This is a genomic window from Parazoarcus communis SWub3 = DSM 12120 (assembly GCF_003226565.1).
Lineage (GTDB): Bacteria > Pseudomonadota > Gammaproteobacteria > Burkholderiales > Rhodocyclaceae > Parazoarcus > Parazoarcus communis.
Genome location: NZ_QKOE01000005.1, coordinates 1 through 26,169, shown reverse-complemented (window position 1 = coordinate 26,169; position 26,169 = coordinate 1). Strand labels below are relative to the sequence as shown.

The following is a 26,169-nucleotide window of genomic DNA, read 5'->3' as shown; positions in this document are numbered from 1 at the left end:
GCGCATCCAATACGCAGATCGTTGGAGATAGAATACACCCACAACATTCAACGTCAAGCACTTTATTGCATGTTTATCTTGTAAAAACCGTGCTGCATTGCAATATAAGTCACAAATATGTAGCCATATTGATAAGAAGCAGAAGTCCGCTGCATCAAAAACTGAAATAAACTGCACTTTACCTCTTGACGAAGAATTTAAGCTGCACTATTGTTCAACCACGCCGTGCAGTTTTCTGCACAAGGACGACAGACATGAATACCCGGACCGACATCGCCAATACCGAAAGCACCGACCAGGAAGCCCGCCACACCGACGAACGCGGTGACGGCGAGTTTCTGGCTGCACTCGGCAAGCGGGTCCGCGAGATCCGCGACCGTCGCGGCATGACGCGCAAGCTGGTAGCCCGCGAAGCGGCCGTGTCCGAGCGCCACCTCGCCCACCTCGAGGCCGGCGAAGGCAACGTTTCCATCGTGCTGCTGCGTCACATCAGCCGCGCGCTGGATGTCTCGCTGATCGAGTTGCTCGCACCCGAGGCCGAGGACACGGTGGAGAAGCGCCTGATTCGCCGATTCCTCGAGCGTCTGCCGCAGCATCGCCTGGAAGAAGTGGTTTTCCGCCTGATGCGCGACTTCGGTCATGAAGAAGCCGTGCGGCGCAAGCGCATCGCCCTGATCGGCCTGCGCGGTGCCGGCAAATCCACGCTTGGCAGCCGGCTCGCCAGCGAGATGGGCGTGCCCTTCATCGAGCTCGACCGCGAGATCGAGCGCGAAACCGGCATGCCGGCACGCGAACTGTTTGCACTGTATGGACAGGCCGGCTATCGCCGCATCGAGCACCGCACGCTGGAGCGCCTGTGCCGCGAACAGGACAAGGGGGTGATCTCGGTCGGCGGCGGCGCGGTCTCGCAGCCGGAAACCTACGACCTGCTCTTGTCGAACTGCCTGACCGTATGGATCAAGGCGCAGCCGGAAGAACACATGGCCCGCGTACTCGCCCAGGGCGACCTGCGACCGATGGCCGGCAACGACGAGGCCATGGAAGACCTCAAGCGCATCCTGCAAGCGCGCGAGTCGCTGTACGCCAAGGCCGACACCGTGGTCGACACCTCGGGCGAGACCGTGGATGAAAGTTTCATGAAGTTACGCCAGCTCGTCATGAGCTGACCCCATAAAAGAGGAGACAGAAATGGAAGCAGTCGCGACCCAGCAGCACACCCCCGCCGCAACCGGCACCGACGTCATTGAGCCGGTGGATTACCGCACCGAACCGTCCCGCTACAAGCACTGGAAGCTGGACGTGGCTGGTGAAGTCGCCACCCTGACGCTGAACATCGACGAGGACGGCGGCATCCGCCCTGGGTACAAGCTCAAGCTCAACTCCTACGACCTGGGCGTGGACATCGAGCTGCATGACGCGCTGCAACGCATCCGTTTCGAACACCCGACGGTCAAGTCGGTGGTGTTCACCTCGGGCAAGCCGAAGATCTTCTGTTCGGGCGCCAACATCTACATGCTGGGTGTGTCCACCCACGCCTGGAAGGTGAACTTCTGCAAGTTCACCAACGAAACCCGTAACGGCATCGAGGATGCCAGCCAGTACTCCGGTCTGAAGTTCATCGCTGCCTGCAACGGCACCACCGCCGGTGGCGGCTATGAGCTGGCGCTGGCCTGCGACGAGATCATTCTGGTCGACGACCGCAACTCCTCAGTGTCGCTGCCGGAAGTACCGCTGCTGGGTGTGCTGCCGGGTACCGGCGGCCTGACCCGGGTGACCGACAAGCGCAAGGTGCGCCGCGACCATGCCGACATCTTCTGCACCATTTCCGAGGGTGTCCGCGGTCAGCGCGCCAAGGACTGGCGCCTGGTCGATGACGTGGTCAAGGCCCAGCAGTTCGGCGAACACATCGCCCAGCGCGCCGCCGAACTGGCCAAGGGTTCGATCCGTCCGGCACAGGCCAAGGGTGTGGCACTGCCGACGCTGGAGCGTACGGTCGACGCCCAGGGTTACCATTACGAATTCGTCGATGCCGCAATCGACGCCGATGGCCGCACCGTCACCCTGACCGTGCGCGCGCCGTCCGCAGTCACCGCCAACACTGCCGCCGAAATCGAAGCCCAGGGTGCCAACTGGTGGCCGCTGAAGATGGCACGCGAACTCGACGACGCCATCCTCAATCTGCGTACCAACCATCTCGATGTTGGTCTGTGGCAGCTGCGTACCGAAGGCGATGCCCAGGTCGTGATGGACATCGACGCGACCATCGTCGCCAACCAGGACAACTGGTTCGTGCGTGAGACCCTGGGCATGCTGCGCCGCACCCTGGCACGCATCGATGTGTCCTCGCGCAGCCTGTACGCACTGATCGAGCCGGGTTCCTGCTTTGCCGGCACCCTGCTGGAGATCGCCCTCGCCGCCGACCGCAGCTACATGCTCGACACCACCGACGCACCCAACGCAATCGGCCTGACCGCGATGAACTTCGGTCCGCTGCCGATGGTAAACGGCCTGTCACGCATCGCCGCCCGCTTCTACGAGGAAGAAGCGCCGATCGCCGCGCTCAAGGCCCGCGAAGGCAGCAAGCTGAACGCTGCCGAAGCCTTCGAGCTGGGCCTGGTGACCGCCATCCCCGACGATCTCGACTGGGCTGACGAAGTCCGCATCGCGGTGGAAGAGCGCGTGGCGCTGTCGCCCGACGCCCTCACCGGCCTCGAAGCCAACCTGCGCTTCGGCATCACCGAAACCATGAACACCCGCATCTTCGGCCGTCTGTCGGCATGGCAGAACTGGATCTTCATCCGTCCCAACGCAGTCGGCAGCAATGGCGCGCTCAAGCTCTTCGGCTCGGGCAAGAAAGCGCAGTTCGACTGGAACCGGGTCTGATTTAAAGGGCGGGAGCAAACCGGCTCCCGCCAACCGAATCCCTCGTTCAGCCGCGTGGCAAGCCGTCCCTCTGCCGTTGCAGTCGGCGCCTTGGCGTGGTTCAGGAGGTCCGTGGCAAAGCAGCGCGGGGACGGCACACGTCCGTTCCGCCTGTTCATCTCGAATCATCGGAGGAGTACCGAGCAATGATCAACTACAGCGAACGCATCCCGAACAACGTCAACCTGTCCGAGAACAAGACCCTGCAGCGCGCCCTGGAGCACTGGCAGCCGGCCTTCCTGCAGTGGTGGGACGACATGGGTCCGGACAACTCGACCAATTACGATGTCTACCTGCGCACCGCAGTCAGCGTCGATCCCACCGGCTGGGCCCACTTCGACCACGTCAAGATGCCCGACTACCGTTGGGGCATCTTCCTGACCCCGCAGGAACAGAACAAGAAGATCACCTTCGGCGACCACAAGGGTGAGGACGTGTGGCAGGAAGTGCCGGGCGAATACCGCTCCACGCTGCGCCGCATCATCGTCACCCAGGGCGACACCGAGCCCGCTTCGGTCGAGCAGCAGCGCCACCTCGGCCTGACTGCCCCGTCGCTGTACGACCTGCGCAACCTGTTCCAGGTCAACGTCGAGGAAGGTCGTCACCTGTGGGCCATGGTCTACCTGCTGCACGCCCACTTCGGCCGCGACGGCCGCGAAGAAGGTGAGGCACTGCTCGAGCGCCGCTCGGGTGACGAGGACAACCCCCGCATCCTGACCGCGTTCAACGAGAAGACGCCCGACTGGCTCAGCTTCTTCATGTTCACCTTCATCACCGACCGCGACGGCAAGTACCAGCTGGCCTCGCTGGCCGAGTCGGCTTTCGATCCGCTGGCTCGTACCTGCAAGTTCATGCTGACCGAAGAAGCGCACCACCTCTTCGTCGGCGAGTCCGGCATCGCCCGCGTCATCCAGCGCACCTGCGAAGTGATGCAGCAACTGAAGACCGACGACAAGGACAAGCTGCGCGCCGCCGGCGTGATCGACCTGCCGACGCTGCAGAAGTACCTGAACTTCCACTTCAGTGTCACCAGCGACCTGTACGGCAACGAAATCTCCTCCAACGCCGCGACCTACTACACCACCGGTCTGAAGGGGCGTTTCGAAGAGACCAAGATCGACGACGACCACAAGCTGATGAACAACGAGTACGAGGTCATGGATGTGGCTGGCGATCGCATCACCACCCGCCACGTTGGCGCCCTTTCGGCCCTGAACGAGCGCCTGCGCGACGACTGGATTGCCGATGTGCAGGCCGGCGTGGACCGCTGGAACCGCATCCCGGCCAAGTTCGGCTTCGATTTCCGCTTCACCCTGCCGCACAAGGGTTTCCATCGCGCGATCGGCATGTTTGCCGACGTTCATGTCAGCCCCGACGGCCACCTGTTGTCCGAAGCGGAATGGACCCACAACCACCTGAAGTGGCTGCCCAGCGACGAAGACCGTCTGTATGTGCACTCGCTGATGGGCCGCTGTCTGGAGCCGGGCAAGTTCGCCAACTGGATCGCGGCGCCGAGCCGTGGCATCAACAATCAGCCGATCAACTTCGAGTACGTCCGCTTCAACTGACAGATACGCGTCAGCCTGCTGCAGCCCCCATTCCGGGGGCGCGCAAGGGCTGCTGCGTCGCTGTCGATCCTGATGAGAAGGAAAGTCCGCGGGGCCGCCCCGCGGGCCAAAAGAAACCAGAGAGACTTTGGAGAGAGACATGAACGCGCCAGCAGAGCACGCCGCCATCGCCCGGCAACACCTGATCGACCCGGAGATCTGCATCCGCTGCAATACCTGCGAAGAGACCTGCCCGGTCGATGCAATCACCCATGACAACTTGAACTACGTGGTCAAGTTCGAGGTCTGCAACGGCTGCCTGGCCTGCGTGCCGCCCTGTCCGACCGGGGCAATCGACTCCTGGCGCAATGTCGAAACCTCCGCCCCCTACACGCTGGAAGAACAGTTTGTGTGGGATATCCTGCCCGACACCCGTGACCTGGACAGCATGGAAGCCAGCACCAGCGGTGCCGGTGCCAGCGTGGAGACCCCGACCGAGGTCAAGCAGATCACCGAAGTGGCCACGGCAGGCCATGGCGGCCCGGCGCTGGCACCGTGGTCGGCATCCCACCCTTACATCAACCTCTATGGTCCGAACAACCCGGTCACGGCCACCGTCACCGGCAACTACCGCCTGACCGAAGAAGATGCCTCTTCCGACATCCACCATATCGTGCTCGACTTCGGCGCCACCCCCTTCCCGGTGCTCGAAGGCCAGTCGATCGGCATCATCCCGCCCGGCGTGGATGACAAGGGCAAGCCCCACCTGTTGCGCATGTACTCGGTCGCCAGCCCGCGCGAAGGCGAACGCCCGCACCACAACAACCTGTCGCTGACGGTGAAGCGCGTCACCACCGACCACGACGGCAACCCCGCCCGGGGCGTGGCCTCCAACTATGTCTGCGACCTTAAGAAAGGCGACAAGGTGCAGGTTACCGGCCCCTACGGCTCCACCTTCCTGATGCCCAATCACCCCGGCGCCTCGATCATGATGATCTGCACCGGCACCGGCTCGGCGCCGATGCGTGCCATGACCGAACGGCGCCGCCGGCGCATGGACCTGAAGGAAGGCGGCGAACTGATGCTGTTCTTCGGCGCCCGTACGCCGGGCGAACTGCCCTACTTTGGTCCGCTGAAGAAGCTGCCGGAAGACTTCATCGACATCAACTTCGCGTTCTCGCGCGTGCCTGGCGAACCCAAGCGTTATGTACAGGACCGCATCCGCGAACGCGCCGACAAGGTGTTCGGCATGCTGACCGATGACAACACCTACATCTACATCTGTGGCCTGAAGGGCATGGAAGCCGGCGTGATCGAGGCCTTCCGCGACATCTGCCGCGCCAAGGGCGCCGACTGGGACGCGCTGCGGCCACAGTTGCTGACCAAAGGCCGGTTCCATATCGAAACCTACTGAGTCAGATCCGTCCGACCGCTTCTCCAGAGGGTTGTCTCCAACTCTCTCCCTTCGGTGGGCGTGGCAACACGCCCACCCTTTTTACCCCACCCGAGCGTGCCCACACCATGACCGCCACCGTCTATCTTTGCGACGCCATCCGCACCCCGTTCGGCCGCTACGGCGGCCTGCTGTCCTCGATGCGGACCGACGATCTGGCCGCACTACCGATCAAGGCATTGATCGCCCGCAACAGCGGCGTCGACTGGGCTGAGGTGGATGACGTCATCTACGGTTGCGCCAACCAGGCCGGAGAGGACAACCGTAACGTCGCACGCATGGCCGCCTTGCTGGCCGGTCTGCCGGTAGAAGTCCCCGGCACCACGGTCAACCGCCTGTGCGGCTCCAGCCTGGACGCCATTGGCAGCGCTACCCGTGCAATCGCTGCGGGCGAGACGCAGCTGATGATCGCCGGCGGAGTGGAAAGCATGAGCCGCGCACCCTTCGTGATCGGCAAGGCAGACAGCGCGTTCTCACGCAACGCGCGGATCGAGGACACCACGATTGGCTGGCGCTTCATCAATCCGCTGATGAAAGCCCGGTACGGTGTCGATTCGATGCCCGAAACCGCCGAGAATGTCGCCACCGACTTTGCCATCAGCCGTGAGGACCAGGACGCCTTTGCGCTACGCAGCCAGCAGCGCTGGGCAGACGCCGCCGCACGTCGCTATTTCGATCGAGAGATCGTCGCCGTCGACATCCCGCGCAAGAAGGGCGAACCGCTGCACATGCAGGCGGACGAACACCCGCGCCCCGACACCACACTGGAGATGCTTGCCAGGCTGAAAGGCGTGGTCCGCCCCGACGGCAGCGTCACTGCGGGCAACGCCTCGGGCGTCAACGACGGCGCCTGTGCGGTACTGCTGGCGTCGGAAGAGGCCGTCAGGCGCCATGGGCTGAAGCCCCGCGCACGCATCCTCGGCAGCGCCGCCGCCGGGGTTGCACCCCGCATCATGGGCATCGGCCCGGCACCGGCCAGCGAGAAACTGCTTGCCCGCCTGGGCATGCGCATCGACCAGTTTGACGTCATTGAACTCAATGAAGCCTTCGCCGCCCAGGCGCTGGCCGTGACCCGCCGCCTCGGGCTCGCCGACGACGACGCCCGGGTCAATCCCAACGGCGGCGCCATCGCCATCGGTCACCCGCTGGGTGCATCCGGTGCGCGTCTGGTCACGACCGCGCTCAACCAGCTCGAAACCACGGGTGGCCGCTACGGCCTGGCCACCATGTGCATCGGTGTCGGCCAGGGCATCGCGCTGGCCTTCGAACGCCTCTGAACACCAACACGACATCCGGGACAGTGAGGAGAACACGATGAGACCCGAAGCCATCCAGATCATCAAGGACGAACACCTCGCGATCAGCGCGGTGCTGTATTCCCTGCGCTACCTGATCAAGGGCATGCGCAAGGGTGAGCCGGCCAACTTTCCGCTGCTGAAGGCGATACTCGACTACATCGTCTCCTACCCGGACCGCTGGCACCACCCCAAGGAAGACAAGTTCCTGTTCGCTGCGGTGCGCCAGCGCACCCATGACGCCGACGCCCTGATCGGCAAGCTCGAACGCGAACACCAGCTCGGCTACCCGATGGTCGAAGCGCTCAAGCAGCAGCTGATTGCCTTTCAGCACGGCGACAGCGGTGCCGACCAGCTGTTCTTCGACACCGCCGAACGTTACGCCGAACTTGAATGGGCCCACCTGCAGACCGAGGAAGAGCAGCTGCTGCCGATCGCCGAACGCGTGCTCACCGAGGCCGACTGGCGTGACATCGCCCAGGCTTTCCAGGAAAACGACAATCCGTTGTTCGGCATCAAGCCCAAGGAAGAAGCCGAAGCGCTGTACCAGCGCATCCTGAAACTGGCCCCCGCACCGATTGGGTTCGGTAACGCACCCTGAACAGACAGGCCGGTATCCCGGGCCCACTCGCTCAGTGCGTGGGCCGCCCCTGCTGCAGGCCTGACAGCAACACACCAGCCAGAATCAAGGCAAAGCCGGCGATGTGATAGGCCTGCGGCACCTCGCCCAGCACCGGCCAGGCCGCGAGCGCGGCATACATCGGCACCAGGTAGAGCGAAGCACTGGCGCCCGCGGGGCCGGCCAGGCTGACCAGGCGGTCGTAGCAGAAGTAAGCCCCCAGGCCAGGCACGATGGCGAGAAAGCTCAGCGCAAAGTAGGGCTCCCAGCGGCCAAGGTCGGGCAGGCTGCCTCCTAGCGCCTCCAGCAGGGCGAACGGCGCCAGCGCCAGCGCCCCGCCAAGGATCAGCACCGCAATGCGGATCTCGCCAGCCAGCGGCGGCAGCGGACGGCGGCGCGACAACACGGTGTAGGCGGACCAGCCCAGGGCAGCCAGCATCACCCATAGATCTCCCCGGCCAAAATCCAGACTGCCCAGCGCCGCTGCATCGCCCCGGGACAACACCACCAGTACACCCCAGATTGCCAGCGACATGCCGATGGCCCGTCTGGTGCCCACCGGCTCACGCCACACCATGGCTTCGATCAGGGCCACCAGCACCGGGCATGCCGAGATGATCAGCGCCACGTTGGTGGCGCTGGTGTAGCCGGCACCGATATATTGCGGCGCCACCGCCACGCCCATGCCGAGCCCCCCCAGCAACAGGATGCGCGGCGCATTGGCAAGCAGCAGTGCCCGCTCAACGACGAGGCGCTGCGCGACGAAGGGCAGGATGATCAGGAACGCCAGCGCCCAGCGGCCAAAGGCCAGAAAGACCGGTGGAATGCCCACCCCTTCGGCCCAGCGCGCCACCACCATGTTGGCAGCAAACAGGGCGGGGGCAATCAGCATCAGCGGCAGCGCGGCGGCGCGGGGGTCGCTGCCGGCAAACGGCAGCGCACGGGTGAATACACTGGACATGGGGCGGCTTCCTGAACGGTTGGTTCATTGGCCTGTTGCCACCACGCAATACCGGATGTGGAACAGCATGCGGCACAGACCGATTCATGTGCCTTTTGGGCACATCGAAAGGGTAGCCGCGACGACGGAAATCGGTTTCTTTTTTTGCAGCGCAACCCGCAACAAAAAGGTCAATATTTCCGGATAGTGGTGATATCGGGAAATATTTGTCCACGCTGCCCGGGCAGGCGCGGAAAACGGGATCAGGCCGTGCGGAACTTGCCCGACAACTCGGCCAACCCGAGCGCCAGACGTTGCAGGCCGGATACCGCTTCGTCGGTCTGACGCGACGTGCTGACCATTTCTTCGGTGCCCTGTGACACGCTCTCGACCCGCGAAGCGATCTCGCGCGCCGCGGCGGCCTGCTCCTGCAGCGCCTGGGTAATGGCGTCGACCGCCTCGGTCACCTGCGCGTTGCCGCGGCGCATCTCCTGGAGCTCGCTCCCGGCTTGCGAGGCCAGCCGCACCCCGGCGTCGACACGCGCCACACCGCTCTCCATGCTGTCGCCGGCCTTCACCGCCTTTTGCTGGATCGCATTGATCATCGACGAGATCTGCACCGTCGCCGTACTGGTGCGTTCGGCCAGCTTGCGCACCTCGTCTGCCACCACCGCAAAACCACGCCCCTGCTCGCCGGCACGGGCAGCCTCGATCGCGGCGTTCAGGGCCAGTAGATTGGTCTGATCCGCAATCTCGCGGATCACCGTGACAATGGCGGAAATCTCATCGACCTGCCCCTTCAGATCACGGATGCTGCCTGCCGTCTCCGTCACCGAGCCGGCGATGCGATGCATCTCGTCTATGGTCTCACCGATGATCCGGGCGCTCTCCTGCGAACGACGGGCCGAATCCAGCGTCACCGCCCTCGCCTCACCGGCGTTGGATTCAACCTGATCGATGGACACCGACAGTTGCTCCACCGAGGCGGCCATGCTGCTCGCGGCGTTGGCCTGACTCTCGGCCGTTCCGGACACATTGGCCGAAGCATCTCCCAGCTCACCGGCCTGGGTGGTCAGCTCGCCCATGTTGTAGCGCAATTCACCGATCACCTCCTGCAGGTTGTTGCGCATGATGCTCATCTGTGCAAGCAATTGGCCGATCTCATCCTGACCATCGACGGGCACCCGGACGGAGAGATTGCCTTCCGCAATGGCACGGGCCGAATCGCCGGCACGCGCAAAGCCACGGCGGAGCCGGCGCAGCACACTCCAGCCCATCGAAGTGCCGGCCACCACCCCGAGACCAATCAGAATGGTATATAGGACGAACTCGCTTTCATGCCGCGCTTCCATGAGCTGTATTTCAGCCTCCATTTCCTGCGACTGATCCTCACGCAACACCTGGAGAGCCGCATGCGCCGCGTCCCCATCGCTCCGCCGTGCCGCAAGCAGCGCCTGCAGCACCTCAACCCCACCTTCACCGCGACGGATCCGGGACTCGACTTCGGTCTGAGCCCGCCACCAGGCCTGCACCGCGTCAGCAAAGGACGCAAGATGCGCCGGATCGGCAGCGGTCTGCACCGACTGGCGATAGCGCCCCCACAGCGCATCCACCTGTTCCCGGCTGCGGCGAGCGGCCTCGACATGACTGGCGGCCGCGCCTGCCGGCGAGTCAAGCAGCGCAAGTATCAGCTCCATGTGACTCGAGTCCAGACGCTCGGCCACCTCGCCCAGCTGCAGCGCGGGCAACATGTTGCCCTCGTGAATGCGGTCCAGACTGTCCCGCGCCTGGGTCAGACCATACACACCCAGTACGATCGACAGATAAAACAATACGGTCGCGAACCCGGCCCACACCCAGAAACGTTGCGCCACCGTCACCCGTTTCATTCGTCGCTGCAAGGACGCACCCCAACCCGTACCCACCACCTCACCTTCGTGCAGGGCAAGCGGCGCCCCCGCCCGCATGCGCGCATACAGTGCCTCAGCGGACGCAATCTCCTGCGCGCTCGGCGCGGTACGTACCGAGTGATAGCCACCATCGGGCAGCGGATTGGCGTTGGCTCGCACCCAGTAGTGGCCACCGTCCTTGCGCCGGTTCTTTACCAAACCGGTCCACGGCCGGCCAGCTTTCAAGGTTGCCCACATGTCCCTGAATGCCTCTGACGGCATGTCCGGATGGCGTACCAGGTTGTGCGGCTGGCCGATCAGCTCCTCACGGGTGAAACCGGAGATCTGCACGAAAGCCTCGTTGGCGTGAACAATGCGCCCCTTGGCATCCGTACGGGTGACGATCGTCGTTCCCTCCGGCACCGGGTAGTTGCGTTGAGTGACAGGCAGGTTCGTACGCATGCGGCAGTTTCCCTCGTTGCTGATTGCGGCGGCAGACGCCAGCCTCCAATGCACCATTCACAAGCCTGCCCTCGGACCCTTGGGGGTCACGGCAGTCCTTTCCCGATCCCAACATCACACCGCCAGGCCAAACCCCGGGCCGTGCCAGCAGCCCCTTGCAATACCCCCGACATGCCACGACGACAAGTCAAATAATCAATTTTGTCCAGGACAAAATGACTATACCAATAAACCACTTCATTGGTGATGAAATTTTATAACTTTATTCATAGATATGAACATTCTTTCTCAATCAGCATCGACCAATTTTGTCTTGGACAAAAACATCACCCCAAACTATACCTCCTGCCACTGGAACGGATCTGAGCGCACGCCTTCAGCGCACCGGCGTCCGACTCGCAATACGGGTCGGCTCCGGGTTGTCCGCGCCCCCGGACCCCGTACCCGCCAGGGCGGATCCAGTCGCCAATCACCTGGCCGAACCCGGGCAACCCACCTCACCCATCAACGGTGACCCGCATCGGCCGAAACTGTTAGGATTCTTTTACCGCCAGCCTCCTGAGATGACGCCGATAGATGAGAGAACCGATACGTTTGGGTCTGATGCCGCCGATGACGGGACTGGTCGGCATGTATGGCCGGGAGATCGTCACCGCTGCACGCATCGCCTGCGCGGAGGTCAATCGGTCTGGCGGTGTTCTCGGCCGGCCGTTGAAACTGGTCATCGAGGATGACGGCAGCCTGCCCGATAGTGCGCTGAAAGCGGCCACGAAGTTGCTGGATGAACATCGTTGTGTCGCGTTGATCGGCAACCTGCTGTCGAACTCACGGCTTGCCGTTACAACGCAGATTGTCGAACCCAGGCAGGTTCCGCTGCTGAACTTCTCCTTTTACGAAGGGAGTATCAACAGTCCGTACTTCTTTCATTTTGCCGCCCTGCCCAATCAGCAGATCGACAAGATGGTTCCTTTCATGGCCCGCCGCTTTGGCCTGAAGATGTTCTTCGCCGGCAACAACTACGAATGGCCCCGAGGCTCGATCGACGCAGCCAAGCGCTCACTCCAGACGATCAACGGCGATGTCGTCGGCGAGCGTTACCTTCCCCTCGGTGCGAGCATTAAAGATATCGATCACCTGCTGACCGAGGTCGCGCGCTCCGGCGCCGATGTATTCGTGCCCTATTTTGCCGGTCAGGATCAGCTGACCCTGCTCACGCGCTTCGCCGCCGCTGGACTCAAGCAGCGCATGGCGGTGGTCATGGGCCACTTCGACGAGATGCTTGCCAGCCAGCTCCCGCCGGAAGTGCGTGAGGGACTGTACTCAAGCAACACCTACTTCATGTCGCTGGAGACCGCTGAAAATCGCCACTACCTCCAGCAACTCGCGGGCCAGCCAGGCATTACCGGCATCTGGCCGGATGGCAACGGCGTACTGACCAATTTCGGTGAAGGCACCTATCTTTGCGTACAGGCATTTGCCCGTGCCGCCGAGGCCGCCGGCAGTGTCTCCGCAGACGCCCTGGTCGACGCCCTTGAGCGCGTCAGCCTCAGCGGTCCACAAGGCATGGTGGAGATGGATGCTGCAACACATCATGCCAGGGTCAACAGTGTTCTGGCCTGTTGCGGTGCTGATGGCTGCTTCCGGGTCATCCAGCATTTTGGCCAGATCCCGCCACAGATCCCCGATCGATACCGGACCCGGAAACAGCCGGCTATGCTCCAGGCAGCCCCGCCCTCACCCTCACCGTCACCCACGCTGGCAGGCAGCCTCGCCAAAAAGATGGCAGGCGCCCAGCTACGCGTCGACACTGCCCAGCACATCCTGTCGATTGCCGACATGGCCATCGTTGCAACAAACAGTGATGGCGTCATCAGCGAGTCGAATCGCAGCGCCCAATCCTTGTTCGGTTACAACGAGGGTGAGCTGGTCGGCATGTCGGTTCACCTGTTGCTACCGCCCCATTTCCGCCAGCGTCACGCCGAACTGCTCAAGGCGTTTGTCGAGGGCAAGGAGAGCGAGCGCCGGATGAGTGGACGCAACGAGGTCATCGGCTATCGCAAGGACGGCAGTTTCGTTCCGCTCGAAGCCTCGATCGCCAAGTTTCACGATGGCAACGACTGGCTGCTGGTCGTCACCATGCGCGACATCACCGAGCGAAAGCGGGCGGAGGATGAGCTGACCCGCCGCGCCACCCATGACGTCCTCACCGGACTACCCAACCGGGCACTGATCCGCGAGCGCCTTGGCAACGCCCTGCAGCGCTCGCGACGCAGCGGCGAGAGCATTGCGTTGCTGTTCCTGGACCTCGACGGATTCAAACTGATCAACGACACCCACGGCCATGAAGCGGGTGACGCGTTGTTGAAAGCGGTCGCCAGCCGTCTGCTCGAACAGGTGCGCCCCGGCGATACCGTTGCCCGCCTGGCGGGGGACGAGTTCGTCATACTCTGCGAGAAGGTCGAACAGCCCGTCAGCATGTCGGTACTCGCCGCACGGATCAACGACATCGTGCGTCAGCCCGTGCGCTTTCAGGAGACGGATCTTTTCGTGACCGGCAGCATCGGTGTTGCCGTCGGCAACGGCAACACCCATTCTGCCGACGACTTGCTGCGTTATGCCGATACCGCAATGTACGCAGTCAAGGAGCATGGTCATGATGGCTGGCAGTTCTTCAGCGAAACGCTGCAGGAGCAGGCCAAGCAACGGCTGACCATCATCAACGGCCTGCGCACCGCCATCGAGCGGCAGGAGCTGTCCGCCCTCTTCCAGCCCATCGTCACCGCCGAAACAGGGCGCATCGCAGGCGCCGAATTGCTGCTGCGCTGGCAATCGGCCAGTGGTCCGGTCTCGCCCGCTGTGTTCATCCCGGTTGCAGAGATGACCGGCGCCATCGTGCCGATTGGCCTGTGGGTGTTCCGCGAAGCCTGCCGCGCCGAGGCCGAATGGCGGCACCGCTGGGGTGAAACCGCCCCCTATGTTTCGGTCAATGTCTCGGCCCGCCAGTTGAACGAGGCCTCCCTGGCCGACGAATTTGCCGCGATCCTGCTGGAGAGCGGCGCCGACCCGACACGCCTGCTGCTCGAAATCACCGAGACATCGCTGATGGCAGACGTCGAGACCAATCTGCGCATCCTCCGCCGTCTGGCGGACCTGGGTCTGCGAGTGGCGGTCGATGACTTCGGCACCGGTTACTCGTCGCTTGCGCAATTGACCCGACTACCGGTCAATGTCCTGAAAATCGATCGCGCCTTTGTCGACGGTATCGAAAAAAGCGAGGAGAGCCGGACCATCATCCGCGCGGTCATCGGCATCGGGCGATCCCTGGACCTGAAGCTGGTTGCGGAGGGCGTGGAAACCGCGGGCCAGCACCGGGAACTGTGCACCTATGGCTGCGACATGATCCAGGGCTACTACTTTCACCGTCCCCTGGACGAAAAGACCTTCGCCGAAGTCTTCGAGCGGGAGCACACGCAACCAGGGCGCGACACCGGTGGGGCGCTTCATTTCCTGATCTATGTCAGCCGCAGCAGCGAACCGATGACGCAGGACGAAGTGCTCGAACTGTTACGGCCATTCCAGCATCACAACCGACGAAACGGAATATCCGGCTGCCTCATCTACAAGGATGGGGAATTCATGCAGTTGCTGGAAGGAAACAAGGAAACCGTACTCGCCCTACGTGACCGCATCCGGGCAGACACGCGGCACAGCGATTTCCGCATTGTGGCAGAGGGCCTGCTGCACCAACGAACCTTCACCGACTGGGGCATGGTGCTGCTGGACCTGGATCACAACGGCAACACGCTCGATTTTGCGCCCTGGAAGAAGCGCACGCTGACCTTCGCAGACCTTGCGGACGATCCGCAGCTTTGCTACGCCTTTATCGCGGCGCATGCCAGCAGCCGACCTTGAGTCGCACATGGCCAAGTGACTTGCAAGCAGGCTTGCAACTGCACTGCTCTGGTGCAAGCCCCGGATCCTGACAACACCCGATCAGCGGCTCGATCAGGTCTTTCGGGCGTTCGGTGTACCACCACGGGCTTCCACCCAGGCCCACTCAAGCGAACCCTGCGGATGTCCTCAGTCGGAAGGCATGCGCCCGGTTGATGCAAGCCTTGTCAGTAAACATCGGTCGGATTCACGCATGCACTGTAAGAAACAGCCACCACGCGCCGACAAAGGGATACTGCCAGAGGAGCCCCCCCATGCATGACACCTTCCACCTATTGCAGGTCAGCGACTTTCCCGCCTTGCGGCGCAAGAAACTGGAAACCTTGCAGGCCAATCTCGGCTACCGCTGCAATCAATCCTGCGTCCACTGCCATGTCGCGGCCAGCCCCCGACGCACGGAAGAAATGTCCTGGGAAACCATGGCTAGCCTGCTGGACTTCGCCTTCCGGCAAGGCGTTTCAACGCTCGATCTGACGGGTGGCGCCCCCGAGATGAACCCGAATTTTCGCCGTCTCGTTGAAGCGGCTCGGGCTCTTGGCCTACGCGTCATTGATCGCTGCAATCTGACCATTCTGAGCGAACCGGGTTACGAGACACTGGCGGACTTTCTCGCAGCTCAGCAGGTCGAAATTGTCGCTTCCCTGCCTTGCTACCTCGAGGAGAACGTCAATGCACAGCGCGGGGACGGGGTTTTCGAAGCCAGCATCGCAGGCTTGCACAAGCTGAACCGCCTGGGCTACGGCCTGCCCGATAGCGGCCGGGTGCTGAACCTGGTCTACAACCCGCTCGGCCCCAGCCTGCCACCGGATCAGGTCAAGCTCGAAGCCGCCTACAAGGAGCAGTTGGCCAGCCGCTACGGCATCGTTTTCAACCAACTGTTCGCCCTGGCCAACATGCCGATCAAACGTTTCGGCAGCCAATTGGTGTCGCGCAACGCGTTTCACGATTACATGCATCTGCTCAAGGGGGCTTACCAGTCGTCCAATCTCGACGGGGTGATGTGCCGCTCACTGATCTCCGTCAGTTGGGAGGGCCATGTTTATGACTGCGACTTCAACCAGATGCTCGGCATGCCGCTCGGCAGCGACACGTCAGCCCCGATACACATTGCAGACCTGCTGGATGCGGACCTGTCGGGACGGTCAATCCGGGTTGCGGATCATTGCTACGGTTGCACCGCCGGACAGGGCAGCAGCTGTGGGGGTGCCCTGGCCCAGTCCGACACCATCCAGCAGACACACGCTACCCTCTGAATCCACTGACATCAGATCATGAAGATCCTTGCCCGCCTGTTACCCCTTCTTGCCGCCTTTTCCCTGCTGACCGCAGTCAATGGAGCCGGCGCCACAGAGCCGCCGCTCAAGTTCGGTGTTGGTCTGTTCCAACCGGATCGCGACAAGAACGACGCGACTTATCGCCCTCTGGCCGACTATCTCTCTGCCAGACTCGATCGACCGGTTCAATTACGCACCGTCGATAGCTGGGAGGGGCTTGCCAAATCATTGGCCAATGGCGAAACCGACATTGCCCTGATGGGGCCGTGGGGCTATGTCCTGGCCAACCACCAGGCCGGCGCCCAGGTCATTTCAACCATTCTCTATGACGGCAAGCCGGAATACTTCGCCATCACCATCACCCATCCGGATTCCGGCATCAACAGCCTGGCTGACCTGAAGGGCAAGACCTTTGCATTTGGCGACAAGGGCTCAACCTCCGGCTACCTGATTCCTCTGCACTACATGATGACGCAAGGCATCACACCCGAAAAATACTTTGGCAAAGTCATCCATACCTCACACCAGGCCATTGAAACCCAGGTTACGCAACGGCAACTCGATGCCGGCGCCGACTATAACCGCAACCGCAACGCGATGATCGAACAGGGCCTGATCAAGGCCGAGGATTCGAAGATCATCTGGACCTCTCCCCCCTTGCCCAATGATGCGTTCGCCGTCAGCGCGGCGCTGGCCGGCGACAAGGAGCTGATCGGCAAGCTGCAGGCAGCGCTGGGCGCGGTCGGTGAAGCACTGAAAGACAATCCCAGGTTGCTGCCTGCGCATTACACCGGTTTTGTCAGCCGCGACAACAGCTTCTACAAGCCGATCCGCGATGCGGGTCTGGCGACGGGCAAGTTGCAGGCAAAGTAAATGAGCCCCCGGGCCCGGACGTCTCGCTTCATCGGCAAGTTCAGTGGTCGGCTCGGCTTTCTCGGGCTGACCCTGGTCTATGTGCTGCTGGTTGCTGCATGCCTTGGCACACTGGCCCGTGAGGACGAACTGTCGCTGGGGCGTAACCCGGTTGCCAATCTGCTCAAGACAGTGGGGGAATTCGCCAACCCCAGCTTCCTCGATGTCTGGTTCGGCAACACCCATCTGGAATACAAGAGCGATGATGGCACCGTGCTGCGCGTGGAGAACCGGCAGGAAGTCGAAATGGACTACCTCGCCGGCCTCGGCCGCGCCACCTGGACCACCATCCGCATTGCCACGCTGGGTTCGCTGCTGGGTGCCTTGCTCGGCCTGCCGCTGGCCGTGCTGACCGCGCGCAATCTGGCTGCACCCAAACCCCTGGCCTGGCTGGCCAAGGGAGTCCTGGATGTGACCCGCTCAATCCACACCCTCGTCTTCGGGCTGGTGCTGGTCGGTATTGTCGGCCTCGGCCCGACGGCGGGCATCCTGGCGATCGGCCTGCACTCCATGGGCACCTACGGCAAACTCTTTGCCGAAGCCATCGAGTCGCTCGACATGGCGGCCATTGATGCCGTGCGCAGTGTCGGCGCCACATCCGATCAGGTCTTCTTCAATGCTGTCTGGCCGTCGGTGCTGCCACAATTCGTCTCCAGCCATCTATACGTCTGGGAATTCAACATACGCGACTCGACCATCCTCGGTCTGATCGGTGCCGGCGGACTGGGGCTGCTGATAACCGAAGCCACCGCACTATTCCAGTGGGGACGACTGGCTACCGTACTGATCGTCATTGTATTGATGGTATCCGCCTTCGATGCCATCAGTCGTCGCATCCGCCAGGCCCTGTCATGAGCCCCATCGCTGTTTCCCTGCAGCAGGTGCGCTGCCTTGCCGCTGGGCGAGTGCTGCTCGACATCCATGCGCTGGATATCCGGCACGGCGAGCGCATCGCCATCGTGGGTCATAACGGAGCAGGCAAATCCACGTTGTTGCGCCTGTTGACGGGGTTCATGCCACCTTCGGATGGTGCTGTCGACGTGCTCAATCACGACCTGTCCAGTCACTTGTCCAACCATGAACTGCGCGCCTTGCGCCGCGAGGTGGGGCAGATCCATCAAGGGCTGCACCTCGTGAGCCGGCTGAGCGCACTGGAGAATGTACTGGTCGGCAGCCTCGGCCGTGTCACCGACTGGCGTAGCTGGATTCGCTGCTTTCCGGCAATCGAGATTACCCGGGCTGAGGCCGCATTACACGCCGTCGGTCTGCTGGCCCGCGCCAGCACACGAGCCGACAAGCTCTCCGGGGGCGAACGACAGAAGGTCGCCATCGCCCGCCTGCTGATTCAGCAACCGAAGCTGATCCTGGCCGACGAGCCCACCGCAGCCCTTGATCCCGCCGCAGCGGTCGAGATCTGTCAGCTGCTGGCCCGGGCCGCCAGCGGGGCCACGCTAATGTCCGTCGTACATACCCCAGCCTTGCTACCCCTGCTCGCCGAGCGCGTCATTGGGTTGAAGCAGGGTCGAATCGCATTCGATCTTCCGGTCGCAGCGGTCGACGATGCCATCTTGAACAATCTATATCGCCCAACCGGGGAAACCATGCAGCCCTCTTGCCCCACCCTCACACCCATTGATGCAGGTGATCAATTCGAACCGGCGCATCGCCGCCGCGTGGAGTACGTAAGGAACTGCCCGTGATTGACGACTAACCGGAAAACAGACTCCCCTTCCAGTGCAGCCCCAGGAAACATGATGAACTACAAGAAACTGGCCTTGCTGGCCGTGTTGCTCGCCGTTGTCTGGGCCTATCTTGCCTTCGACCTCGGCCAGTATCTGAGCCTGCAGGCGCTGAAGGCCCAGCAGGCTGCAATCGCGGACTATCAGGCGAGCCATCCGGTTCAGATCGTCGGCGTGTATTTCATCATCTATGTGGTTGCAACAGCGCTGTCCTTGCCAGGAGCCGCCCTGCTGACCCTTGCGGGCGGTGCAATCTTTGGTTTGTTGTGGGGGACGGTGATCGTCTCCTTCGCATCGACGCTTGGGGCCACGCTGGCCTTCCTGATGTCCCGTTTCCTGTTGCGTGACTGGGTCAGTCAACGCTTTGGCCAGCGGCTGGACGCCATCGATGAGGGTGTCAAACGCGAGGGGGCCTTCTATCTCTTCACGCTACGGCTGGTTCCGGTCTTCCCGTTCTTTCTGATCAACCTGTTGTTTGGGCTGACCGCCATGAACGCGCGAACTTTCTTCTGGGTCAGTCAGATCGGGATGCTGGCCGGCACGCTGGTGTATGTGAACGCCGGAACGCAACTGGCAAGACTTGATTCGCTCTCCGGCATCCTCTCGCCGGCCTTGCTGGGCTCATTCGCACTACTCGGCGTCTTTCCGCTGATTGCAAGGAAACTCGTGGAAGTCGTCCGCGCGAACAAGCGATACGCCCGATGGAAGAAGCCCGCGCGCTTCGACCGCAACCTGGTGGTCATCGGTGGCGGTAGCGCCGGGCTGGTCACCGCCTATATCGCTGCTGCAGTCAAGGCCAAGGTGAGCCTGGTCGAAAAACACAAGCTGGGTGGCGACTGCCTGAACACGGGTTGTGTTCCTTCCAAGGCACTGATTCGTTCGGCCAAGTTTCTGTCTCACATTGCTCGCTCACAAGCGTTCGGGATTGGTTCGGTACAGGCTCAGTTCGAATTTGCCGACGTGATGGAGCGGGTGCAATCGGTCATCAAGACCATCGAACCGCATGATTCGGCCGAGCGCTACACCGCGCTGGGGGTCGATGTGATTCAGGGCGCGGCCCGGATTGTCTCCCCGTGGGAGGTAGAGATCACGCACGAGAACGGCAGCACGCAAAGCCTGACGACGCGCAGTATCGTGATTGCAACCGGGGCCCGCCCCTTCGTCCCCCCCATTCCGGGTATTGACGACGTCGCTTACCTGACGTCTGACAACGTCTGGAGTCTGCGTGAGTTGCCCAAACGTCTGGTCGTCCTGGGTGGCGGACCGATTGGCTCCGAACTCACCCAGGCATTTGCCCGCCTGGGCGCCAGGGTGACGCAGGTGGAAATGGCCGATCGCATCTTGATGCGTGAAGATCCGGAGGTTTCCGAATTGGTCATGGCACGGTTCCGGGCAGAAGGCATCGACGTCCGGGTCAGCCATCGGGCAAAGCAGTTCCTCATCGAAAATGGCGAGAAAATGCTGATTGCCGAACATGCAGGGCAGGACGTGTGCATTTCGTTCGACGCCGTTCTGGTTGCCGTTGGCCGCTCCGCCAATCTCAAGGGCTTCGGCCTCGAGGACCTGGGTATTCCGGTCGGGCGCACGGTGGAAACCAACGAATTCCTGCAGACCCACTACCCGAACATCTACGCCGCCGGCGATGTCGCCGGCCCCTTCCAGTTCACGCACACTGCCGCCCACCAGGCCTGGTATGCGGCAGTCAATGCACTGTTCGACCCGTTGAAAAAATTCAAGGCCGATTACTCCGTGATCCCGTGGGCAACCTTCGTCGAGCCGGAAGTCGCCCGTGTCGGCCTGAACGAACAGGAAGCCAAAGAACAGGACATTCCCTGCGAGGTCACGACCTACGGCATCGACGATCTCGACAGGGCGATTGCCGACGGCGAGGCCCATGGCTTCATCAAGGTGCTTACCGTACCGGGCAAGGACAGGATTCTCGGCGTCACCATCGTCGGCGAACATGCAGGCGACCTGATCGCCGAATACGTGCTGGCGATGAAACACGGCATCGGTCTGAACAAGATGCTCGGCACCATCCATATTTACCCGACCCTGGCCGAGGCCAACAAATACGTGGCGGGTAACTGGAAACGTGCGCATGCGCCGCAGAAACTACTGGCATGGGTCGAGCGCTTCCATGCCTGGCGTAGGGGGTGACATGATGCTCAAGGTGGCCTTGGCCCTGATATCCGGCCTGGTACTGTCGAATGCAGCTGCCGAAGAGATCTGGATCGGGCGCTTCCCGGCCCAAGGGGAGTTTCCTGCCCCCTGGCAAATTGACCAGATCGACAAGAAAGTGCCGCCAACACGATACCAATTGCGCACCTGGGACGGTGTCAATGCGGTTGAAGCGCATGCCGACGCCTCGATGGCCCTGCTCGGACGCCCCTTGGCCATCGACCTGGATAGAACCCCGATTCTTTGCTGGCGCTGGCGTATCGATCATGCCCTCAAGAATGCCGACATGCGCACCAAGGCCGGGGATGACTATGCCGCACGCGTCTACCTGACCTTCCGCGTCCCGCCCGATCAACTCGGTTTTGGCACTCGTACCAAACTGGCACTGGCACGTTCGATCTATGGCGATCAGGTGCCGGATGCCGCAATCAACTACGTCTGGGATAACCAGCAGCCGCCCGAGACGCTGATGAACAATGCCTACACCGACCGTGCACGAATGATCGTCGTGCGCGCTGGCGAGCTCGAGGCTGGACGCTGGGTCAGCGAGCGGCGGGACGTCCGTGCGGATTTCACCCGCGCCTTTGGTACGATCGAAGGCCAATTGACCGGCCTGGCGATTGCTGTCGATACCGATAACACGCGGGAAAAGGCGCGGGCCGGTTTTGCCGATTTCCGCTTCGTCCCGACCAGCCGCGACTGCGGCAACGAGATCGAGGGAATGGATGCACAGCGCTGAACACCGTCTATCGATCATCATGCCTGTCCTGAACGAAAGTGCAGGCGTCGCTGACGCTTTGCAAGCCCTCCAGCCCCTGAGGGCAGAAGGGGTCCAGATCATCGTTGTCGATGGAGGCAGCACGGATGAAACCGTGACCCTGGCCGCACCACTGGCCGATCTGGTCGTGCAATCCGGGGCCGGCCGCGGCCGCCAGATGAACGCCGGTGCCAGCCAGGCCACCGGTGACGCACTGCTGTTCCTGCATGCAGACACCCATTTGCCGGCCCAGGCCGACCAGCTCATCCTCGATGCGCTTGGAAAGGGCGCAAATTGGGGGCGGTTCGATGTGTCGATCGCCGGCAGCCTGCGTGGCCTGGGCATGGTGGCGGCGATGATGAACTGGCGATCCAGGCTGACGGGTATTGCAACCGGGGATCAGGGCATCTTCGTTCGTCGCGATCTGTTCTGGCAAATTGGAGGTTTTCCGGTCATCCCCTTGATGGAGGATATTGTTCTTTCAGCAAGCTTGCGCAAGCACCGATGGCCGGCCTGTCTGATGCAGCATGTGACCACCTCCGGCCGACGCTGGCAGAAGCACGGGCTGTGGCGGACCATCTTCAAGATGTGGCAGCTGCGTCTGCGCTTTTATTTTGGCGCCGATCCGGAGCGCCTGGCCCGTGAATATGGCTATGCCGCATCGAGATGAGGCGAGCGTGTCTCGCGTCGGGATTGCCATTCTCGCCAAGGCGCCGATCCCCGGGCTGGCAAAGACCCGCCTGATTCCCCGTCTCGGCGCCGAAGGTGCGGCCCTGCTGCAACACTGGCTGTTGCAGCGGACCCTCAGCACCGCGATCATGGCCGACATCGGCCCGGTCACCCTGTGGTGTGCCCCGGATGAGAAGCATCCCGCTTTCGCGGCCTGCCGGACAGAAAGGCCGACTGCCCTGAAGGCCCAGCCCGAAGGCGACCTTGGCAAGCGGATGTTGACCGCCTTGCAAGCCAGCACATCCCCGCAAGGCACCCTGGTGATCGGCACGGACTGCGCAGTCCTGACACCCGCCCTGCTGCGCCACGCGGCACGTTCCCTGATGACACACGACGCAGTGGTCGTTCCTGCGGAAGATGGCGGCTACGTGCTGATTGGCATGCGTGAAGCACATGCCGGCGTTTTCGAGAATGTGGCCTGGAGTACCGCAACAGTCATGGCGGAAACGCGGCAACGGTTTTCCACACTGGGCTGGTCGGTGGACGAGCTGCCTGCATGCTGGGACGTCGATCTGGCCGCCGACTTCGATCGCCTGTGCAGACACGATCCCGCGGTGGCGAGATATCTGCTGGGCAACGGGGCAAGCACATGAACCGCCTGATTCTTGCTGGAGGCGGGCATGCCCATCTGCATGTCCTCAAATCGCTGGCCCGGAGACGCTGGCCGGACGTCGAGGTGGTACTGCTGACCCCTTACGCCCGCCAGATCTACTCGGGGATGGTGCCAGGCTGGATGGCTGGGCACTACGCCCTCGATCAATGTGCCGCGTCACTGCACCAACTGAGCAGTGCAGCCGGCGTCAGCCTGCAGTTGGCATCCCTGACTGCCATCAACGCGGATACAAGAACGCTTGAAACCAGCGCAGGAACGATGCTCGATTACGATGTGCTGTCCGTCGACACCGGGGCAAATGTAGATGTTTCATGCCTTGCGGCGTCCGGGGTTCGCAGCCTGTCGGTTCGCCCCCTGGAACAGTTCGTGGTGGACTGGTGTTCGCTACTTGAGGCGGCACGCCAGCAGGGTCGCTGGCGACTGGCTGTCGTCGGCGGTGGTGCAGCAGGCGTCGAACTGGCACTGGCTGCTCAATACCGATTGGCAAAGGAAATCGGCCATACAAATGTCTCCGTGACGGTGGTCAGCGGAAGCCCTCTGCTTCCGGGACACGGCATCCGCATCCGCGAACACGTCAGCACCTGCCTTGGCGAACGCGGTATTGCTGTCGTCAAGGCGCGTGCCGCCGGTAGTCCGAACGGGCTCTTGCTCGACGACGGGACAGCGCTGGAGGTGGACGCCGTGATTGCCGCAACCGGCGTTCAGCCACCCGCCTGGCTTCGTCGGTCAGGTCTGGCACTGGCGATGGATGGGTTCATCGCGGTGGGCGAAGGGCAGCAGAGCACCTCCCATTCAAACGTGTTTGCAGGCGGCGATATCGCAAGCCGTGTTGACCACCCGCATGCGAAGTCCGGCGTCTACGCGGTAAGGTCGGGGCCCGTACTGGCAAACAATCTTCAGCGCGCACTACAAGGACAATCGCCCCTGCCTTACACGCCACAGCGGCGCAGCCTGTACCTGCTGGCCACGGGCCCCAGGGATGCCATCCTGTCATGGAACGGACTGACGGCACGGGCAGGCTGGATCTGGCGGTGGAAAAACTGGATCGATCAACGATTCATGCGCCAGTACCGCCTGAACACACCGTCGGCAAGAGGAGAGCAACATGGCGCTTCATGAGGATGAGGGCCACCCGCTGACAGGCGGAGACCCCGAATGTTTCCTGCTAAGGTGCAGCATGACCGCAGATGCTGCGATGTGAGGACGAGAACCGATGAGTGCTGCCGAGGGCTTTGTCGTGGATGACGAAATGCTGGCTGGCGTTCGACGCGACATGCTGAAGTTCGCATCCCTTCAACTGCGCGACGAGACGCTGGCTGAGGATGTCGTGCAGGACGCGCTGGTTGCCGCGCTGAAAAACGGTCGTCAGTTTGCCGGTCGCTCGGCACTGAAGACATGGATCTTCGCCATACTGAAGAACAAGATCGTTGATCAGATACGTGAAAAATGCCGCACCACGAATGTTTCGGCCATATCGCCCGAGGAGGCAAATATGGATGAGGCCTTCGAGCGCTTGTTCAAGGAAAATGCTCACTGGACACCCGAGGCCCGACCTCGCGACTGGGGAAATCCGGAAGAGAGTCTGCGTGAAAAGCGGTTCTGGATTGTGTTTGATGCATGCCTCAAGCACCTGCCTGAAAACACGGCGCGCGTTTTCATGATGCGTGAATTTCTTGAGTTTGATACCAATGAGGTCTGTCAGGAACTGAGCATCACGGCAAGCAACTGTCACGTGATCCTGCATCGGGCCCGGAATGGTTTGCGCCGGTGCCTGGAGAAGAACTGGTTTATGGAAGGGGTACAGACATGCTGAGTTGCAAGGAGGCCACCCATCTGGTGTCGGAAGGGCTGGACCGATCGCTGACACTACCCGAAAAAATACAGCTCGAGATGCATCTCGCCATGTGCAAGGGCTGTCGGAACCTGAAGTCTCAGATGTCCTTCCTGAGGCAGGCCTGCAAGTCATATCTGGCCCAGGAAAAGGGTCAGACGGATTCCACGCGGTCGCGCTGACGGCCTGCGTTGCTGATGGCCTGATACGCAGAATCAGGCCGGAATGTCCGGGGCGGGTGCCGTTCGACCGTCAGGCGACGGCGAACGGCACTGTTCCATGGCTTATCGGCCCGGACCTTGACTACGCTGCCCGAGCACCCCCCTTCTCCCGCGCCAGATTCAACGCGGTATCCTCGATCATGTCCTCCTGCCCGCCAACCATGCCGCGCCGGCCCATCTCCACCAGAATCTCGCGTGCCGGCACCCCGTACTTCTGCTCGGCACGCTTGGCAAACAGCAGGAAGGACCCATACACCCCGGCGTAGCCCAGCGTCAGCGCATCCCGGTCGATGCGGATCGGGAAGTCCATGATCGGCACCACCAGGTCTTCGGCCACGTCCTGGATCCGGAACACATCCACCCCGGTCTCGATCCCCATCAGCTCGCACACCGCAATCAGCACTTCCATCGGCGTGTTGCCCGCCCCCGCCCCCAGCCCGGCCGCGGCCGCATCGATGCGCGTGGCGCCGGCTTCGATCGCCGCGAGGCTGTTGGCCACCCCCATCGCCAGGTTGTGGTGACCATGAAACCCCAGCTCGGTCTCCGGCTTGAGGGCGGCGCGCACCGCACCGATCCGTGCCTTCACCGTCTCCGGCAGCAGGTGGCCCGCCGAGTCGGTGACGTAGATGCAGTTCGCGCCGTAGCCTTCCATCAGCTTCGCTTGCTGCACCAGCCCTTCAGGGCTGTTCATGTGCGCCATCATCAGAAAGCCGACCGTGTCCATGCCCAGCTTGCGGGCGTAGCCGATGTGCTGCTCCGAGACGTCCGCTTCGGTGCAGTGGGTGGCCACACGCAGCGTGGAGACGCCCAGTTCGTGCGCCCTCTTCAGGTGGT

General features: G+C 62.4%; 21 protein-coding genes. 18 read left to right on the top strand and 3 right to left on the bottom strand.

Features of this window, described 5'->3' with window-relative positions; translation table 11 throughout:
- Nucleotides 1-254 precede the first annotated feature (254 nt).
- The 6 genes from DNK49_RS08715 to DNK49_RS08690 all read left to right on the top strand — a co-directional run bounded on the left by DNK49_RS08715 (nt 255) and on the right by DNK49_RS08690 (nt 7,818).
- Nucleotides 255-1,166, top strand: coding sequence for a helix-turn-helix transcriptional regulator (locus tag DNK49_RS08715; RefSeq protein WP_110523965.1), 912 nt, complete (start codon nt 255-257; stop codon nt 1,164-1,166).
- Between the two features lie 22 nt (nt 1,167-1,188).
- Nucleotides 1,189-2,883: a 2,3-epoxybenzoyl-CoA dihydrolase gene (boxC, locus tag DNK49_RS08710; RefSeq protein WP_211163839.1), complete on the top strand. Its 1,695-nt coding sequence runs from the start codon at nt 1,189-1,191 to the stop codon at nt 2,881-2,883.
- A 185-nt stretch (nt 2,884-3,068) separates the two neighbouring features.
- Nucleotides 3,069-4,490, top strand: a complete 1,422-nt coding sequence (gene boxB, locus DNK49_RS08705) for a benzoyl-CoA 2,3-epoxidase subunit BoxB (protein WP_110523964.1) — start codon at nt 3,069-3,071, stop codon at nt 4,488-4,490.
- Between the two features lie 139 nt (nt 4,491-4,629).
- The gene (gene boxA, locus DNK49_RS08700) at nt 4,630-5,883 is read left to right on the top strand and encodes a benzoyl-CoA 2,3-epoxidase subunit BoxA (RefSeq protein ID WP_110523963.1); all 1,254 of its coding nucleotides are present in this window, start codon (nt 4,630-4,632) and stop codon (nt 5,881-5,883) included.
- A 107-nt stretch (nt 5,884-5,990) separates the two neighbouring features.
- Entirely contained in the window at nt 5,991-7,199 is a 1,209-nt protein-coding gene (gene pcaF / locus DNK49_RS08695; protein WP_110523962.1) for a 3-oxoadipyl-CoA thiolase, read from the top strand.
- A gap of 37 nt (nt 7,200-7,236) precedes the next feature.
- Complete coding sequence (locus tag DNK49_RS08690) at nt 7,237-7,818, top strand: hemerythrin domain-containing protein (RefSeq protein WP_110523961.1); 582 nt, start codon at nt 7,237-7,239, stop codon at nt 7,816-7,818.
- Nucleotides 7,819-7,849: 31 nt separating this feature from the next.
- On the opposite strand, the gene DNK49_RS08685 is transcribed toward DNK49_RS08690, so the two are convergent.
- Together DNK49_RS08685 and DNK49_RS08680 are read right to left on the bottom strand one after the other, a co-directional pair.
- Complete coding sequence (locus tag DNK49_RS08685) at nt 7,850-8,797, bottom strand: DMT family transporter (protein ID WP_110523960.1); 948 nt, start codon at nt 8,795-8,797, stop codon at nt 7,850-7,852.
- A 242-nt stretch (nt 8,798-9,039) separates the two neighbouring features.
- Nucleotides 9,040-11,127: a methyl-accepting chemotaxis protein gene (locus tag DNK49_RS08680; RefSeq protein WP_165843294.1), complete on the bottom strand. Its 2,088-nt coding sequence runs from the start codon at nt 11,125-11,127 to the stop codon at nt 9,040-9,042.
- A 576-nt stretch (nt 11,128-11,703) separates the two neighbouring features.
- On the opposite strand from DNK49_RS08680, the gene DNK49_RS08675 reads away from it, so the two are divergent.
- The 12 genes from DNK49_RS08675 to DNK49_RS24960 all read left to right on the top strand — a co-directional run bounded on the left by DNK49_RS08675 (nt 11,704) and on the right by DNK49_RS24960 (nt 25,296).
- A complete protein-coding gene (locus tag DNK49_RS08675; protein WP_110523958.1) occupies nt 11,704-15,039 on the top strand; it encodes an EAL domain-containing protein in 3,336 nt (1,111 codons plus the stop codon).
- Between the two features lie 293 nt (nt 15,040-15,332).
- Nucleotides 15,333-16,331 carry an arsenosugar biosynthesis radical SAM (seleno)protein ArsS gene (arsS, locus tag DNK49_RS08670; RefSeq protein ID WP_110523957.1) on the top strand — a complete coding sequence of 333 codons (999 nt, stop codon included), beginning with the start codon at nt 15,333-15,335 and terminating at the stop codon, nt 16,329-16,331.
- Between the two features lie 18 nt (nt 16,332-16,349).
- On the top strand, nt 16,350-17,225 hold the full coding sequence (locus tag DNK49_RS08665) for a phosphate/phosphite/phosphonate ABC transporter substrate-binding protein (RefSeq protein ID WP_110523956.1): 876 nt from the start codon (nt 16,350-16,352) through the stop codon (nt 17,223-17,225).
- On the top strand, nt 17,226-18,119 hold the full coding sequence (phnE, locus tag DNK49_RS08660) for a phosphonate ABC transporter, permease protein PhnE (protein ID WP_110523955.1): 894 nt from the start codon (nt 17,226-17,228) through the stop codon (nt 18,117-18,119). It begins immediately after the preceding gene.
- Nucleotides 18,116-18,964, top strand: a complete 849-nt coding sequence (locus DNK49_RS08655; protein WP_110523954.1) for a phosphonate ABC transporter ATP-binding protein — start codon at nt 18,116-18,118, stop codon at nt 18,962-18,964. Before phnE ends, DNK49_RS08655 begins: the two co-directional genes overlap by 4 nt.
- A gap of 54 nt (nt 18,965-19,018) precedes the next feature.
- On the top strand, nt 19,019-21,163 hold the full coding sequence (locus tag DNK49_RS08650; RefSeq protein WP_110523953.1) for an FAD-dependent oxidoreductase: 2,145 nt from the start codon (nt 19,019-19,021) through the stop codon (nt 21,161-21,163).
- Complete coding sequence (locus tag DNK49_RS08645; RefSeq protein ID WP_243632288.1) at nt 21,144-21,923, top strand: DUF3047 domain-containing protein; 780 nt, start codon at nt 21,144-21,146, stop codon at nt 21,921-21,923. The genes DNK49_RS08650 and DNK49_RS08645 overlap by 20 nt, the downstream gene beginning before the upstream one ends.
- Nucleotides 21,910-22,611 (top strand): TIGR04283 family arsenosugar biosynthesis glycosyltransferase, encoded by a 702-nt coding sequence (locus tag DNK49_RS08640; protein ID WP_110523952.1) that lies wholly within the window; start codon nt 21,910-21,912, stop codon nt 22,609-22,611. The genes DNK49_RS08645 and DNK49_RS08640 overlap by 14 nt, the downstream gene beginning before the upstream one ends.
- Before the next feature lie 7 nt (nt 22,612-22,618).
- Nucleotides 22,619-23,263: a TIGR04282 family arsenosugar biosynthesis glycosyltransferase gene (locus tag DNK49_RS08635; protein ID WP_243632287.1), complete on the top strand. Its 645-nt coding sequence runs from the start codon at nt 22,619-22,621 to the stop codon at nt 23,261-23,263.
- Complete coding sequence (locus DNK49_RS08630) at nt 23,260-24,402, top strand: FAD-dependent oxidoreductase (protein ID WP_110523950.1); 1,143 nt, start codon at nt 23,260-23,262, stop codon at nt 24,400-24,402. Before DNK49_RS08635 ends, DNK49_RS08630 begins: the two co-directional genes overlap by 4 nt.
- Nucleotides 24,403-24,496: 94 nt before the next feature.
- Nucleotides 24,497-25,096: a sigma-70 family RNA polymerase sigma factor gene (locus tag DNK49_RS08625; protein WP_110523949.1), complete on the top strand. Its 600-nt coding sequence runs from the start codon at nt 24,497-24,499 to the stop codon at nt 25,094-25,096.
- Nucleotides 25,090-25,296 (top strand): zf-HC2 domain-containing protein, encoded by a 207-nt coding sequence (locus DNK49_RS24960; RefSeq protein ID WP_110523948.1) that lies wholly within the window; start codon nt 25,090-25,092, stop codon nt 25,294-25,296. Before DNK49_RS08625 ends, DNK49_RS24960 begins: the two co-directional genes overlap by 7 nt.
- A gap of 121 nt (nt 25,297-25,417) precedes the next feature.
- Here the strand turns inward: DNK49_RS24960 and dmpG are convergent.
- Nucleotides 25,418-26,169 (bottom strand): 4-hydroxy-2-oxovalerate aldolase (gene dmpG / locus DNK49_RS08615; protein ID WP_110523947.1); only part of this gene is annotated, 752 nt, incomplete at its 5' end.

Bases quoted from the DNA above. Each gene is read 5' to 3' on its own strand.
- DNK49_RS08715 (WP_110523965.1), top strand. From the start codon at position 255: ATGAATACCCGGACCGACATCGCCAATACCGAAAGCACCGACCAGGAA.
- boxC (WP_211163839.1), top strand. From the start codon at position 1,189: ATGGAAGCAGTCGCGACCCAGCAGCACACCCCCGCCGCAACCGGCACC.
- boxB (WP_110523964.1), top strand. From the start codon at position 3,069: ATGATCAACTACAGCGAACGCATCCCGAACAACGTCAACCTGTCCGAG.
- boxA (WP_110523963.1), top strand. From the start codon at position 4,630: ATGAACGCGCCAGCAGAGCACGCCGCCATCGCCCGGCAACACCTGATC.
- pcaF (WP_110523962.1), top strand. From the start codon at position 5,991: ATGACCGCCACCGTCTATCTTTGCGACGCCATCCGCACCCCGTTCGGC.
- DNK49_RS08690 (WP_110523961.1), top strand. From the start codon at position 7,237: ATGAGACCCGAAGCCATCCAGATCATCAAGGACGAACACCTCGCGATC.
- DNK49_RS08685 (WP_110523960.1), bottom strand. From the start codon at position 8,797: ATGTCCAGTGTATTCACCCGTGCGCTGCCGTTTGCCGGCAGCGACCCC.
- DNK49_RS08680 (WP_165843294.1), bottom strand. From the start codon at position 11,127: ATGCGTACGAACCTGCCTGTCACTCAACGCAACTACCCGGTGCCGGAG.
- DNK49_RS08675 (WP_110523958.1), top strand. From the start codon at position 11,704: ATGAGAGAACCGATACGTTTGGGTCTGATGCCGCCGATGACGGGACTG.
- arsS (WP_110523957.1), top strand. From the start codon at position 15,333: ATGCATGACACCTTCCACCTATTGCAGGTCAGCGACTTTCCCGCCTTG.
- DNK49_RS08665 (WP_110523956.1), top strand. From the start codon at position 16,350: ATGAAGATCCTTGCCCGCCTGTTACCCCTTCTTGCCGCCTTTTCCCTG.
- phnE (WP_110523955.1), top strand. From the start codon at position 17,226: ATGAGCCCCCGGGCCCGGACGTCTCGCTTCATCGGCAAGTTCAGTGGT.
- DNK49_RS08655 (WP_110523954.1), top strand. From the start codon at position 18,116: ATGAGCCCCATCGCTGTTTCCCTGCAGCAGGTGCGCTGCCTTGCCGCT.
- DNK49_RS08650 (WP_110523953.1), top strand. From the start codon at position 19,019: ATGAACTACAAGAAACTGGCCTTGCTGGCCGTGTTGCTCGCCGTTGTC.
- DNK49_RS08645 (WP_243632288.1), top strand. From the start codon at position 21,144: ATGCCTGGCGTAGGGGGTGACATGATGCTCAAGGTGGCCTTGGCCCTG.
- DNK49_RS08640 (WP_110523952.1), top strand. From the start codon at position 21,910: ATGCACAGCGCTGAACACCGTCTATCGATCATCATGCCTGTCCTGAAC.
- DNK49_RS08630 (WP_110523950.1), top strand. From the start codon at position 23,260: ATGAACCGCCTGATTCTTGCTGGAGGCGGGCATGCCCATCTGCATGTC.
- DNK49_RS08625 (WP_110523949.1), top strand. From the start codon at position 24,497: ATGAGTGCTGCCGAGGGCTTTGTCGTGGATGACGAAATGCTGGCTGGC.
- DNK49_RS24960 (WP_110523948.1), top strand. From the start codon at position 25,090: ATGCTGAGTTGCAAGGAGGCCACCCATCTGGTGTCGGAAGGGCTGGAC.